The sequence below is a fragment of the Pontiella desulfatans genome, from assembly GCF_900890425.1.
Taxonomy (GTDB): Bacteria; Verrucomicrobiota; Kiritimatiellia; order Kiritimatiellales; family Pontiellaceae; genus Pontiella; species Pontiella desulfatans.
Map to the genome: position 1 here is coordinate 4322210 of NZ_CAAHFG010000001.1, position 13235 is coordinate 4335444.

General features: G+C 59.3%; 11 protein-coding genes and 1 pseudogene. 8 read left to right on the forward strand and 4 right to left on the reverse strand.

Features of this window, described 5'->3' with window-relative positions:
* Positions 1-6: 6 nt before the first annotated feature.
* Together E9954_RS15450 and E9954_RS15455 are read right to left on the reverse strand one after the other, a co-directional pair.
* Positions 7-780 (reverse strand): 3-ketoacyl-ACP reductase, encoded by a 774-nt coding sequence (locus tag E9954_RS15450; protein WP_136080040.1) that lies wholly within the window; start codon positions 778-780, stop codon positions 7-9.
* A 124-nt stretch (positions 781-904) separates the two neighbouring features.
* The gene (locus tag E9954_RS15455) at positions 905-1453 is read right to left on the reverse strand and encodes a helix-turn-helix domain-containing protein (RefSeq protein ID WP_168442298.1); all 549 of its coding nucleotides are present in this window, start codon (positions 1451-1453) and stop codon (positions 905-907) included.
* 91 nt (positions 1454-1544) lie between these two features.
* On the opposite strand from E9954_RS15455, the gene E9954_RS15460 reads away from it, so the two are divergent.
* The 6 genes and pseudogenes from E9954_RS15460 to E9954_RS33900 form a co-directional block, all read left to right on the forward strand.
* Positions 1545-2897, forward strand: coding sequence for a glycoside hydrolase family 88 protein (locus tag E9954_RS15460; RefSeq protein WP_136080042.1), 1353 nt, complete (start codon positions 1545-1547; stop codon positions 2895-2897).
* Positions 2898-2944: 47 nt separating this feature from the next.
* On the forward strand, positions 2945-3409 hold the full coding sequence (locus E9954_RS15465; protein WP_136080043.1) for a cupin domain-containing protein: 465 nt from the start codon (positions 2945-2947) through the stop codon (positions 3407-3409).
* 82 nt (positions 3410-3491) lie between these two features.
* Entirely contained in the window at positions 3492-4670 is a 1179-nt protein-coding gene (locus E9954_RS15470) for a Gfo/Idh/MocA family protein (protein WP_136080044.1), read from the forward strand.
* 392 nt (positions 4671-5062) lie between these two features.
* Complete coding sequence (locus E9954_RS15475; RefSeq protein ID WP_136080045.1) at positions 5063-5260, forward strand: hypothetical protein; 198 nt, start codon at positions 5063-5065, stop codon at positions 5258-5260.
* A gap of 186 nt (positions 5261-5446) precedes the next feature.
* Entirely contained in the window at positions 5447-5638 is a 192-nt protein-coding gene (locus E9954_RS15480) for a hypothetical protein (RefSeq protein WP_168442299.1), read from the forward strand.
* Between the two features lie 210 nt (positions 5639-5848).
* Positions 5849-6298: pseudogene (locus tag E9954_RS33900) on the forward strand (transposase); the annotation flags it as partial.
* A 363-nt stretch (positions 6299-6661) separates the two neighbouring features.
* Here E9954_RS33900 and E9954_RS15490 read toward each other — a convergent pair.
* Positions 6662-7117, reverse strand: coding sequence for a hypothetical protein (locus E9954_RS15490; RefSeq protein ID WP_136080047.1), 456 nt, complete (start codon positions 7115-7117; stop codon positions 6662-6664).
* A 212-nt stretch (positions 7118-7329) separates the two neighbouring features.
* Positions 7330-8202, reverse strand: a complete 873-nt coding sequence (locus E9954_RS32550) for an IclR family transcriptional regulator domain-containing protein (protein ID WP_168442300.1) — start codon at positions 8200-8202, stop codon at positions 7330-7332.
* 94 nt (positions 8203-8296) lie between these two features.
* Here E9954_RS32550 and E9954_RS15500 point away from each other — a divergent pair, with 94 nt between their 5' ends.
* On the forward strand, positions 8297-10765 hold the full coding sequence (locus E9954_RS15500) for an HzsA-related protein (protein WP_168442301.1): 2469 nt from the start codon (positions 8297-8299) through the stop codon (positions 10763-10765).
* 150 nt (positions 10766-10915) lie between these two features.
* Complete coding sequence (locus E9954_RS15505) at positions 10916-13234, forward strand: HzsA-related protein (RefSeq protein WP_136080050.1); 2319 nt, start codon at positions 10916-10918, stop codon at positions 13232-13234.
* The last annotated feature ends 1 nt before the right edge of the window (position 13235 follow it).

Here is a 13235-nt window from a genome sequence, read left to right on the forward strand (position 1 = left end):
TTTTGCTTATAATCTCGGTAGAGTTAAGCCGCCGTCCACATAGATCGCCTGCCCGCTGGCATAGGGCATGTCGCCGCGCGCCATGGCGGCGGCGAGCTTGCCGATATCCTCCGGCACGCCCCAGCGCTTTTCGACGAGCAGCTCGGTGTTGTTGATCAGGTTGTCGTATTTCTCGGTGACGCCGGCAGTCATGTCGGTCTTGATGATGCCCGGACGGATTTCATAGACGGGAATCGCGAACTCGCCCAGGCGGGCGGCGAAGAGCGAGCTCATCATGCCGAGGCCGGCCTTGGAGATGCAGTAGTCGCCGCGGTTCGGCGAAACGACCGTTGCGGAAATCGAACCGACGTTGATGATGCAGCCGCCGAACGAGTCGTCGGCTTTCTTCTGCTCCACCATCCAGTTGGCGCAGGCCTGGGTGAGGAAATAGGGCCCCTGCAAGTTGATCTTCATGATCCACTCGAAGCTCTCCTCGTCGGCCTCGAGGATGTCGGCGCGCACCTTCGGCGCCACGCCGGCATTGTTGACCAGCACATCGAGACGCCCAAAGCGGGCCTTGATTTCCGCCAGCATCGCCGCGCGGTCTTCGGCGGAGGCAACATCGCCGGAGCAATAGAGCACCTCCGCGCCCATGGCTTCCAGTTTCGCGACGGAGTCGGCCACTTTCGAAGCATCGCTGCGCCCGCTCAGCACGAGGTTGAAGCCATCGGCCGCCAGCTTTTCACAAATACCCAAACCAATCCCCCGGCCACCGCCGGTCACCAACGCTACTTTTTTCATTTCCACTCTCCTATTCTTCGTTAAATTTCTGCAACCGCTTCGCTCAGGAAGCAAAGTTCGGATCCTTTGCGACCTTCTATATAAAACAATCGTTCAAATCCTGCCGCAACACACCTCGGCCGCATTAAAACCGCTTGGGTTTCCGGATGTGCTGGATAATGATGCGGCAATCCTCGAGTACCTCGTAGGTATGCTCGAAGACCGCATCGAACTGGAGGCAGTCACCGGCGGAGAGCACATGGCTTTCGTAGGGAAGGTCGAGACGCAACGTTCCCTCCAGCACCCAGCATACTTCGAAATCATCGCGGTGCGCATCCGGATTGGAACGCTGCGCCCCCTTCGGCGCATCCGCATAGAAGCACCGGCAATTGGCAAACTCAATCTGGCGGAAATGGAAATCCCCCACCCGGCGATCGGTCTCCTGCTTGCACTGCGCCGTGCGCGATTCCACCAGCCCCAGCATCTCCGAAGCCGTCAGGCCGAAAGCACGCGCCAAACGGAACAAGGTCTTCAGCTCGGCCACGGTCTGGTTGCGCTCCAGCTTGGAAATCACTGCGGGGGAAATCCCGGTGCGCTCCGAAAGATCCGCAATCGTCATGCCGTCCCGCTTGCGCAGGTCGCGCAAGACCGAGAAGTTATACATGTCCATACTGTTGTCGCTCTTTTCCGCCATTTTTCTCTCCATTGAACGAAGCGGAATATAGTCCTTGACTATTTTCCTATGCAATATATTTTTACCCGCAATATATAAATGGAGAACTTTAATGCATATCAACCATCACCTCACCCCGCAGGACTTGATTCCCGAGCTGGAACGTTTCTGGGCGGTTTCGGGCCAAAAGGTAAAGGATCTGAACCAAAACTATGATCCCGCGCAGGGATCGCCGGTCTTCACCATTGAGGGGAAATACACCACACGCGGCTGGACGGAATGGACGCAGGGTTTCCAGTATGGCTCCGAAATCCTGCAATTCGACGCCACCGGCGACTCCTCCTTCCTGGACATCGGAAAGAAAAACACGCTTGAAAAAATGGCGCCGCACGTTACGCACTTCGGCGTGCACGACCACGGCTTCAACAACGTCTCCACCTACGGCAACCTGCTGCGCCTGATGAACGAAGGACGTATCCCCGAAAACGAATGGGAACGCAACTTCTATGTGATGGCGCTGCAGGCCTCGAGCGCCGTTCAGGCCAAGCGCTGGACGGCCCTGCCCTCCGGTGGATATATCTATTCGTTCAACGGTCCGCACTCGCTCTTTGCCGACACCATCCGCTCGTTGCGTGCCCTGGCCATCGGCCATCAGCTCGGCCATTCCATCATGGGCGAAAACGACCAGCAGACCAGCCTGCTGGAGCGGCTGGTGCAACACGCGAAAACCACCGCCGACTTTGCCGTCTACTATGGCGAAGGCCGCGACCACTACGACGTTTGGGGCCGCACCGCCCATGAAAGCATCTTCAACACCAACGATGGCAACTACCGTTGCCCCAACTCGCAGCAGGGCTTTTCGCCCTTCACCACCTGGACGCGCGGGCTCGCGTGGATCATGGTGGGCGCACCGGAACAGCTGGAGTTCCTGCAGACCATCAACGACGCCGAACTCGAACCGCTCGGCGGGCGCGAAGCCATCGAAGCGTTCCTGCTCAAGATGGCCAAGGCCACCTGCGACTTCTACATCGAAAACACCGCCACCGACGGCATCCCCTACTGGGATACCGGGGCGCTCAACACGCACCAACTTGGAACCGATGTATACGAACGCGAGTCCGATCCGTTCAACGATGCCGAGCCGGTCGACTCCTCCGCCGCCGCCATCGGCGCGCAGGGCCTCTTGCGTCTGGGCCGCTATTTGAACGACGACAAATACACCCAGGCCGGACTGACCGTGATGAAAACGCTGATGGGCGACAACTACCTCAGCCTCGACGAATCCCACCAAGGGCTGATCCTGCATTCGGTCTACCACCGCCCCAACGGCTGGGACCACATTCCCGAAGGGCAGTCGGTGCCGTGCGGCGAGTCGAGCATGTGGGGCGACTACCACGCCCGCGAAGCCGCGCTCTACCTCCAGCGCCTCGCCAACGACGACCCCTACTACAAATTTTACTTATAACCAAACAGTACGGGCGGGCCATGTGTCCGCCCCAAAGGAGAAAAACCATGATCATTGGAGACCTCAGCGAAATCGCCGGCCGCACCTATCCCGCGCGCCGACTCACCCAAAACCTCGTGGGCGGCGCCTCGCCCGTTCAATGCGATAACTTTGCCATGGGCTTCGTCACGCTCGAGCCCAACGGCGGCCAGGTGCCGTGGCACAACCAGGAGCAGGAAGAAGTCTACTTCGTCGTCTCCGGCAAAACCGAAATGTGCCTCGGCGAAGAGCGCCGCGAAATGAAGGCCGGCCAGATCGTCCATATCCCCTCGGGCGTCTTCCACCAGATGACCAACATCGGCGAAGAAACCGCCACCTTCATCTATTGCTACGGCCCCGCCGGCGACGTGGCCCACTGGAAACAGGAGCTGGCCGGAAACCTGCCCAAGGAAGGCGTCGATGTCCCCGCCCTCCCCGCAGGCGCACAACCGCAATGCACCGACATGCCCGAAGGCGGGCCCGTTATTATTTAGCGTGAGCCGTGAAACGTGAGGCGTGATTCATTCACGCATCACGACTCATTCGTCACGCATCCATTACCAAAGGAGAAACCACATGGAAATCAAACGTATCGGAATCATCATGAACGGCGTGACCGGGCGCATGGGAACCAACCAGCACCTGGCTCGCTCCATCACGGCCATCATCAAGGAAGGCGGCATCAAGGTCGGCAACGACATGATCATCATGCCCGACCCGATCCTGACCGGCCGCCGCGAATATGCCCTCAAGGAACTCGCCGAAAAATATGGCAACGAAGCCAAGGGCGAGCCCTTCAAATACACCACCGACGTGCAGGGCGCGCTCGATGGGAAATACGGCGACTACGAAATCTTCTTCGATGCCTCCGGCACGCTGCAGCGCGCGGGATTCATCGAAGCCGCCGTCAAGGCCGGCAAGGCGATCTATTGCGAAAAACCGACCGCCGTCGAAACCAAGGAAGCCGTACGCCTCGCCAAGCTCGTCGACGACGCCGGCCTCAAGAACGGCGTGGTGCAGGACAAGCTCTGGCTGCCCGGCTTCCGCAAACTCAAGATGCTCAAGGAGCTGGGCTTCTTCGGCAAGATCCTCTCCGTTCGCGGCGAGTTCGGCTATTGGGTCTTCACCGGCATGGACTACGACCAGCCCGCCCAGCGCCCCTCCTGGAACTATCGCAACGAAGACGGCGGCGGCATGATGATCGACATGTTCTGCCACTGGCGCTACGTGATCGACAATGTCTTCGGCCCGGTCAAGAGCCTCGTTGCCTATGGCGCAACCGACATCGACCAGCGCCGGCACGAAGACGGCACGCCGTTCGACTGCACCGCCGACGACTCCGCCTACGCCATGTTCGTGCTCGAGGACGGAACCATGGTTCAGTTCAACAGCTCCTGGTGCACCCGCGTCCGCCGCGACGACCTGCTGACCGTCCAGGTCGATGGCGTCAAGGGCTCGGCCGTGGCCGGCCTGCGCGAAGTCAAGACCCAGTCCGCGGCCAACACGCCCAAGCCGGTCTGGAACCCGGACGTCCCGCAGCCGATCGACTTTTTCGAAGCGTGGGAAGACGTGCCGAACAACACCAACTACGACAACGCCTTCAAGATCCAGTGGGAAATGTTCATCAAGCACGTCGTGCTCGACGAAGAGTGGAACTATTCCCTGATGGAAGGCGCCAAGGGCGTCCAGCTCGCCGAACTCGGCATGCAAAGCTGGAAAGAGCGCAAGTGGATGGACGTCCCGGAGCTCGGATAATCAAGGCATAACCAATTGGCTCCAGGGTCTCCTGGAGCCACTCCCCTCTTCCACGCCCTTTTCAAAAGCAACATTTGGGTAAAAGTACTAGATGAATCCGCAATTCTAGGTAGCGTATGCGTTGGTTTCTGGATTTGGCATGCCTTAAATTAGCGGGATTCAATGAAAAGGATCAAACATAGCGGCCATGGTTGCATCGTTCTAGCCCTCCTGTGCACCCTTCCCGGGTGCCAAAACCACCGTGCTCCCTCCGAGCAACGCCCCCTAAGAAATCACCCACCACAACTGGTGGAACTATTATGAACGCGGAACGCATTACCTGCAGCAGGGAAAGATTGCGCTGGCGCGGGAGGATTTCGAGCGAAGCCTCGGCATCCGCAAAGGGGCAAAATATGGGTTTCCCCAAGACATGTGGTGGGCAACAACCTACGGCAGTTTCCGCAACGACCCAACTGTCCGGAAACTGGACGCGGGAGCGCGTATTGAACCTTGCGGTTTCCGCCAAGGCCGAGGGATTGGTCTCCGATGTCCGGATCGACGGGCTTCGCCAATTCATCGAGTTGGCCCAAGAGGAGTATGAAGGCACCTGAAGATTTATGATCTTCCTCATCTGAAAACGCGCCGGGATCTCTGAGACGCACTTCCGTGGACAACCGGAAAAACGCATTCATTTTCCAATTTTGTGCCTTTTTCTGTAATCGCACTCCTCCCCTCCCGTTGTAAGAGGTGGAATCAAACACGGTTCCACCAAATATAAATGGAACAGGGGAATGGAAATGAAAACGTGGAAAAAACATATCGGTATCGTCCTGCTGATCGTCCTGGGCTGTGGGCAAGCGCAAAGCAAAGCCAACCACCCCGCACAACGTGATGCCACGCATCAAACCCAGCAAACCGGATTGGAGTTGAGCTCTGGAGCGTTGTATTTTTCTTCCACCATTACGCCGGATGAGGCCAATAAATTGTGAGCATACTTGAGGCGGATATCGTCACTCATGTCTGGAGCCGCACACGCAAACTCTTCAGCAATGGATTGCGGCACAACCCGATCTCACCCTCAAGGAGCTGGAGCTTAGGTGCAAGCAGGAGCTTCATGTTCGAATAGGGATCACCGCGCTATGGCAGCAGCTCGACAAGCTTGGTCTAAGCTTTAAAAAAAAACGCTTCACGCCAGCGAGCAAGATCGTGAAGATGTTCGTCTGGCGCGGCTGGTCTGGAAAGCACAGCAACCGGAATGGCCGGCCGCCAAGCTGGTATTCATCGACGAAACTGGCCTGAACACCAAAATGACCCGAGGATATGGGCGGGCTCCGCTGTCAAAGCGTTGCGTTTGTAAGGTTCCGTACGGTCACCGGCACACCAATACTTTTATTGCCGCGCTTCGGGTCGATGGGCTACATGCTCCATGGCTATTGGATGGACCGATGAACAGTCAGGCGTTCCTTGTTTATGTTAGACAGGTACTTGCGCCGGAACTTCAAAAGGGTGATCGTGTTGTTTGCGACAATCTTTCATCCCACCATGCCCCTGGAGTTCGCGAAGCCTTGGAGGAAGTCGGGGCTGAGCTGATGTATCTACCTCCCTACAGCCCGGTGCACTTTTCAACCGGCGTTTACCGCTTTTTTTGAGAACTGAATTTGGCATGGCGGTAGCGTCTCCGCTGATGAGCGGCTTTTGGGTCGTGCGGTGGTTGCCCGTTCGGCGGGGCAGGCGGGACGCCTGCGGTACAGCAAACGGTACGCCGGCGGTGCGGTGCCATTTCCTGTCTTGTGCGGGAGCGGGGACATTCCTGTCCCCGGCGGGGGCCAGAAAGCCCCGCTCCGTTGGAACCGCCCATCGATTCCTGTCCACCCGCGCCAGCGGATGAGGCCGGATTCGGGCGGACCGCCGACAGAACCGGAGAGGCGATGGATGGTTGCCTGCCCGAGAACATTGCCTTCACGGGAGGAAGGAACCCGCGCCGGTTTCCCCTGGATTTTGAAGGAAGCGCGCTACTCTACCTCGACAACAACATTATCGAAGCGCCACCATTCCTTGGCCGTGGAGGTCTTTATGGTTTCGACCACCAGCATGAGATAGGTTTCGGCGGTGCCGGACGGAACCACGAAATCAGAAAGGGTAATCGTCTGGAACGTGGCGGAGGGCTTCGTTATGACCTTCTTGGACTCGCGCAAGGTCTTCCCCTCGGCATCGATGCACATCAGCACGACGGTGGCCTTTGAATTGCCTTTGATTTTCCCGGCAACATCGACGCTGCCCTTGACCACCCATCCGGCATCGGCCTTCGCAATGGTCCGCACACAGGCTTTCATTTCCGGCGCATCGCCCTTGGCAATGGAACACATGGCTGATTTTTCACCATTGCTGGCCGCCTTGGCATAGATTGACCACCCTTTTCCCTGGATGGTCCATCCCGTAAAGTCGCCGGACTCGAAACTACTCTTCATTTCGGCAGACCTCACCCGCGGAGCGGTTAACAAAACCAGCCCCACAACGATCCCCAACTCCACCAACCGATTCCGACGCACGTTCCCATCTCCCTTTTTCACATGTGATACACGTCTACATTTTATGCACGAAAAACCGGAAAACATCCAGCCTGCGTTAAGTCTATTTTCAGGAAGGCGTCCAAACGCCGTTTAATCCGCCCCTGCAAGGGTCATTGCCCGCGAAAGCCGGAAGGCGCCAGTCCCGTCTTGCGCTTGAACAGGGCGGAAAAATGGTTCTGGGTCTTGAAACCGAGGGTTTCGGATATTTGCCGGATGGACAAATCGGACTCGGCCAGCAGCACCTTGGCCCGTTCAAGCCGCAGCTGCTGGTGATAGGCCGCGGGCGCCATGCCGCGCTGCTCCCGGAACACCTTGCGGAACCAGGAATAACCCACATAGAGGTTGGCGGCCAGCTCTTCCACATCGAGCGGACGGTGCAGGTTGTTTTCCATGATTTCCCGCGCCTGCCCTACCACGCTATGGATATAATCCCGATTCGAGGAGCGGCTCGAAAACGCACAACGCGAGCTCATCTCCAGCGCGCTTTTCCTGAGGGCTTCCGCCACCTGGTCAAAAATCCGCACCGGGAATCCCGCCGAAGGCCCCGTGGCCCACAATCCGGCAACAACCCGATGCTCCTCATCGAAAACCGGCACCCCCACGCAGTGGCACCCTTCGATCTGCTCCGACACATCGATGCTGTAGCCCTTCTCGCGGACACTCTCGAGTTCCGCTTCGAAATCCGCGGGGCTTGTTATGGTGCTCTGGGTGTATCGCCGGAAATCCATGTGCGCATAATAGGCACGGCGCTCCGCTTCGGGCAGGTAGGCCAGCATCGCCTTGCTCGGGGCCCCGGTATGCAGCGGAAACTCGTAATGGACTGCCAGATGGAAAGAAAAACCGGAACTTCCGTCCACTGCCGCCAACACAATCCCGTCCCCTTTACCGGGTTGGAGCGTGCCAAGCCCAATGGTGTAGCCGAGGCTCTGTTCGAGCCTGCGCATGACATCCCTGGCCTTGGCGGTTAGTTTTTCGAGCGGCATGGAATCAATATGTACATAAAAAAATATCAATGCAAATATATACTCTTCGTCGCCGCACTGAGAGTATGGAACCGGTAATGAAGGAAAAAACACAATGAACCCGACCCTGATCATGGCGACCCTCTTGCTGGCGGCTTCCCTTGCCCCTGCAGCGACCGATCCGGTGCATGCCGCCCATGCGCTGGATTTCGATGTGATTAGCCAAAACATTGAACAATACCATCCTTCGCAGTGGGCCGAATACGGCAAGGTGGCGGCCCAGGCCCTGCGCACGGACGCGCTGATTCTTGAAGCCGACCGCACTCCGGTGGACGTCGTCCTGCGGCGTACGCAGGCCCTGCTCGACCACCTCGGCGCGAAGCAACACCAACGGGACCTCAACCAACTCAAACGTAAAAACAAAGCGGGCCTTTCGGTTGAAGGGCAACGCGCATTGTTCATGGAGGTCGCGGAGCTGCGCCGCAAGGCGGCCTTTTCCAATCCCCTGCTCGACTTCGACTCGCTCCTCTTCCTTAAGCACAATCCCAAGGCACGCGGCGACAACCACATGGTCGATCAATATCTCGGCTTCAACCAGTCGTCCGGAGGGGGTATCTTCCGGCTCGACCATCCCTTCACAAACCCGCAGGCCACTAGCCTACTGGACGATGAACTCGATCAAGAAAACGGCTCGTTCATTTCGCTCGACCTCGACTACGACGCGAACGAAATCCTTTTCGCCTACACGCCGCTCGACTGGAAGGGCCATACCGAAACAAACAACTGGAACGGCCAACCGTGGAACCCGCAGGAGGCCTCCCGCAACAACCACAACAAACACTATTGCTTCCTCGAAGAGTCGGCCTTCCATATCTTCAAGGCCAATGCCGACGGCGGGAACCTCCGGCAGCTCACAACCGGACAATGGGACGACTTCGACCCCGTCTTCCTGCCCAGCGGTCGCATCGTTTTCATCTCTGCCCGCGCCGGGGGAACCCAGCGGTGCGGCTACCGCTTCATCCCCACCTACACCCTGTTCGGCATGATGCCCGACGGTTCCGACATCCAGCAGTTCAGCTGGCACGACACCAACGAATGGCACCCCAGTGTCAACCACGACGGCATGCTCGTCTACACCCGCTGGGACTATGTCGACCGCGATTCCGACATTGCCCACCACCTTTGGTTCTGCTACCCGGACGGCCGCGACCCGCGCTCGATGCACGGCAACTATCCCGACAACCGCTCGCACCGCCCGTGGATGGAAATGAGCATCCGCGCCGTACCCGGTTCCCACCAATACACCGCCGTCGCCGCGCCCCACCATGGCGAGGCCTACGGCTCGCTCGTCCTCATCGACCAAGCGCTTCCGGACGACCGCGCGATGTCGCAGGTCAAGCGAATCACGCCGCTCTCCGCCTTTCCTGAATCCGAAATCACTCCCGGCCTCTCGTTCCGCGACGGCAAGGGCAACAAGCAGCGCGACTGGAACTATGGAACCCCGTGGCCACTCTCCGACGACTTCCACCTCTGCGTCTACTCCCATAAAAAACTCGGCAACTATGGCATCTATCTCGTCGACAGCTTCGGCAACCGCGAGCTCATCTATCGCGATCCAAGCATCTCCTGCCTCGACCCAATCCCCTTCCGCCCGCGCACGCGCCCGCCCGTCATCCCCGTCCAAACCCAGCAGATGCAGGCCGACCGCGAGCCGGGGCTCGATCCCTCCATCGGCACGGTCTCGGTCATGAACGTCTACGAAGGCGAATTCCCGATTCCCGAAGGCATAACGATCAAGGAATTGCGCATCGTCAACGTCTTCCCAAAATCGACGCACGCCATCGACAACCCGCGCATCGGCCATGCCGACCAGTCGATCGCGCGCGGCGTGCTCGGCACGGTGCCCGTCGAGGAAGACGGCAGCGTCTTCTTCGAATGCCCCACCGGGGCGGGCCTCTATTTCCAGCTGCTCGACGAACACGGCATGATGGTGCAGAACATGCGCACCGACACCTACCTGCATCCCGGCGAAAAGCTCAACTGCATCGGTTGCCACGAAGACAAATTGAACGCGCCGAAGATCAACCGGGTTCCGCTGGCCCTCAAGCGCCCGCCTTCCAAAATCAAGCCCGAAGCGCCCGGCTCCTGGCCGCTCACCTTCCCGCGCCTCGTCCAGCCCGTGCTCGACAAGCACCCGGATTTCTTCGCCGCGCTCTATCCCGAAAAAAACCTCAGCGGAACCGAGTTCGGCAAGTGGGGCTGGTCGCAAGCCATGCACACGCTCGAGAAAGACGCATGGGGCAAGCATGGCGGCAACGGGGCCCTCTCGAAGAAAAACAAACGCTCCTACTCCCTCCCCATGCAGGAAGGTGCCCGCGTCTCCAAACTCTGGAAAAAACTCGAAGCCGCCGGGGCGCGCGAAAAACTACCGCCCGAAGACCTGCGCCGCATCACCCTCTGGCTCGACTGCAACTCCAACTTCTACGGCGCATACAAGGATATCGGCCAGCAGGCGCAGGGCGCAGCCCTCCTCCCCCAAGACGGAATCCCCGCCTGGTCGCCCCCCAACCAATTCGTTAACTAACAGGAATTAAATATGACCGCTAAGACGCTAAGAAACAAAGCATCCAAATACCCGCCCTTTCGTATCTTTGCGTCTTTGCGGTCAAAATATTTCCATATGATGAGAAATTCTTCTGCCACCAAATTATTCTGCTTAATTCCACTATTGGCCATGCGAACGCACGCAAGCGAAGTCGAGGAACAGTACAAGGTACTGGAGTTCGACCTGACGCGCGTCGCCCATTTCGAGAGCATCGCATCCGAAACCCTCCACCCGCAGGCGCTGGTCACCCTGGCCGACCGCGACCCACTGGACATCCTCCTGCGCCGCACCCGTGCGCTGCTCAACGACATTGAACAGATGCCGGGCGCGCCGGACATGAAGGCGTTCGCCAAGCGGCTCAAAGAGTTCGAACGTTCCGAGGACGGCCGGAAGGAGCTCTTTGCCAACGTTCATGAGCTCCGCCGGGAGATCGCCTTTGCCAACCCCCTGCTCGACTTCGACAAGATCCTCTTCATCAAACGCCACCGCTCCAACTTCAGCCACATGTGCGACCAGTTCTACGGTGCGCACGCGCGCCCCGGTGGCGGCGTTTGTGTTTTAGGCAACCCCTTCAGCGACCAGCCTTCCGTCCGGAATATTGTTCCCGAACTAAACGATGGCAGTTTCCTCTCCCCGGAGCTCGCGTTCGACGGCAAGCAGATCATGTTCGCCTACGTTGAAGGCACCGGCGACAAGAAACATATCGTCCACCTCGACCACGAGCGCGGACATTGGGAAGAAGGCCGCTGCTACCACCTCTATTCCGCCGACCTCGACACTGAAGGCAACGCCTCAAATTTGAAGCAACTCACCGAAGGCACCTTCAACGACTTTGATCCGTGCTACCTGCCGAATGGGCGCGTCGCCTTCATCTCCGAGCGGCGCGGCGGCTACCTGCGCTGCGGACGCGCCTGCCCTTCGTACACCGTGCACGACATGAAGCCCGACGGTTCCGATATCCGCATCCTCTCCCCCCACGAAAACAACGAGTGGCAGCCGAGCGTCCTGCACGACGGCATGCTCGCCTACACCCGCTGGGACTATGTCGACCGCCACGGTTGCGTGGCCCACCATCCGTGGATCATGACGCCCGACGGTCGCGACTCGCGCGCCGTGCACGGCAACTTTTCCGTCGCCAAGAAACGCGCCGACATGGAGATGGATCTGCGCGCCGTGCCGAGCTCGAACAAAATGATCGGCACCGCCGCACCGCACCACGGCCAGGCCTACGGCTCGATCATTCTCATCGACCCGCGCGTGCCGGACGACGATGGAATGGCGCCCGTCAAGCGCGTCACACCCGAAGTCGGTTTCCCCGAAACCCAGAAAGGCAAACAGGTCTACGGCACGCCGTGGCCGCTGAGCGAAGATTACTACCTCGTTATCTACGACGCCAAAATGCAGCAACGCAACGGACGGCAGGGCGACAAATCCAACCCCCGCGGCGAATACGGCATCTACCTGCTCGATAAGTTCGGCAACAAGATCCTGATCTACCGCGATCCGGAAATCGCCTGCCTCAGCCCCATCCCGCTGCGCCCGCGCCCGATGCCCCCCGCCCTGCCCGAAAAGTGCGACCGCCTCGCCGACACGCCGCCGACGCACGGCTCCATGGCCGTCATGGATGTCTACGACTCGTTCCTGCCCTGGCCGAACGACACCAAGATCAAAGCGTTGCGCATCGTCCAGATCCACCCCAGCTCAGTGCCCTCCGGGCCGCGGCCGCACGAGACCGGGCGGCGCATCGCCGAAGCGTCCGACTCGGTCAACCTCACCCGCAGCATCCTCGGCACCGTGCCCGTCGAGGAGGACGGCAGCGCGCACTTCAAGGTCCCCGCACTCAAGGAACTCCTTTTCCAGGCGCTGGACGAAAACGGCCTTGCCGTGCAGTCGATGCGCTCCTCCACCTGGGTGCAGCCCGGCGAACAGCTCGTTTGCATGGGCTGCCACGAACCGAAAAACCGCGCGCCGCTCCCATCGAACCACGTACCGCTGGCCATGAAGCGCAAGCCATCCGAACCGATGCCCGACGTCGATGGCACCAACCCCTTCAGCTACCCGCGCCTCGTTCAGCCCGTGCTCGATAAGCATTGCGTCGGCTGCCACGACAAGGACCACATGCTTCCGCTCGACCGCACCATCGTCGACTCCAAGCTCGACCGCCAAAGAACCACGCAGGTCTACCGCTCCTACGACAGCCTCATTCACAAATACGCGTTCTGGGAGTTCGGCGACCACTACCGCACCATCCCCGGCCAGTTCGGCGCCCGCGACTCCAAACTCTACAAGATGCTGAAGAATGGACACAGCAACGTCAAGCTGACCGACGAAGAGCTGCACCGCATCACCGTCTGGCTCGACTCGATGTCGAACTTCTACGGCGTCTACGAAAAGGAAGGCGGCCTCGCCCAGCTCCGCGGCGAGATCGTCCAACCCACGCTGGAATAGT

Coding starts and splice junctions, on each gene's coding strand:
- E9954_RS15450 (WP_136080040.1), bottom strand. CDS start 780: ATGAAAAAAGTAGCGTTGGTGACCGGCGGTGGCCGGGGGATTGGTTTG.
- E9954_RS15455 (WP_168442298.1), bottom strand. CDS start 1,453: ATGGCGGAAAAGAGCGACAACAGTATGGACATGTATAACTTCTCGGTC.
- E9954_RS15460 (WP_136080042.1), top strand. CDS start 1,545: ATGCATATCAACCATCACCTCACCCCGCAGGACTTGATTCCCGAGCTG.
- E9954_RS15465 (WP_136080043.1), top strand. CDS start 2,945: ATGATCATTGGAGACCTCAGCGAAATCGCCGGCCGCACCTATCCCGCG.
- E9954_RS15470 (WP_136080044.1), top strand. CDS start 3,492: ATGGAAATCAAACGTATCGGAATCATCATGAACGGCGTGACCGGGCGC.
- E9954_RS15475 (WP_136080045.1), top strand. CDS start 5,063: ATGGGTTTCCCCAAGACATGTGGTGGGCAACAACCTACGGCAGTTTCC.
- E9954_RS15480 (WP_168442299.1), top strand. CDS start 5,447: ATGAAAACGTGGAAAAAACATATCGGTATCGTCCTGCTGATCGTCCTG.
- E9954_RS15490 (WP_136080047.1), bottom strand. CDS start 7,117: ATGAAGAGTAGTTTCGAGTCCGGCGACTTTACGGGATGGACCATCCAG.
- E9954_RS32550 (WP_168442300.1), bottom strand. CDS start 8,202: ATGCCGCTCGAAAAACTAACCGCCAAGGCCAGGGATGTCATGCGCAGG.
- E9954_RS15500 (WP_168442301.1), top strand. CDS start 8,297: ATGAACCCGACCCTGATCATGGCGACCCTCTTGCTGGCGGCTTCCCTT.
- E9954_RS15505 (WP_136080050.1), top strand. CDS start 10,916: ATGCGAACGCACGCAAGCGAAGTCGAGGAACAGTACAAGGTACTGGAG.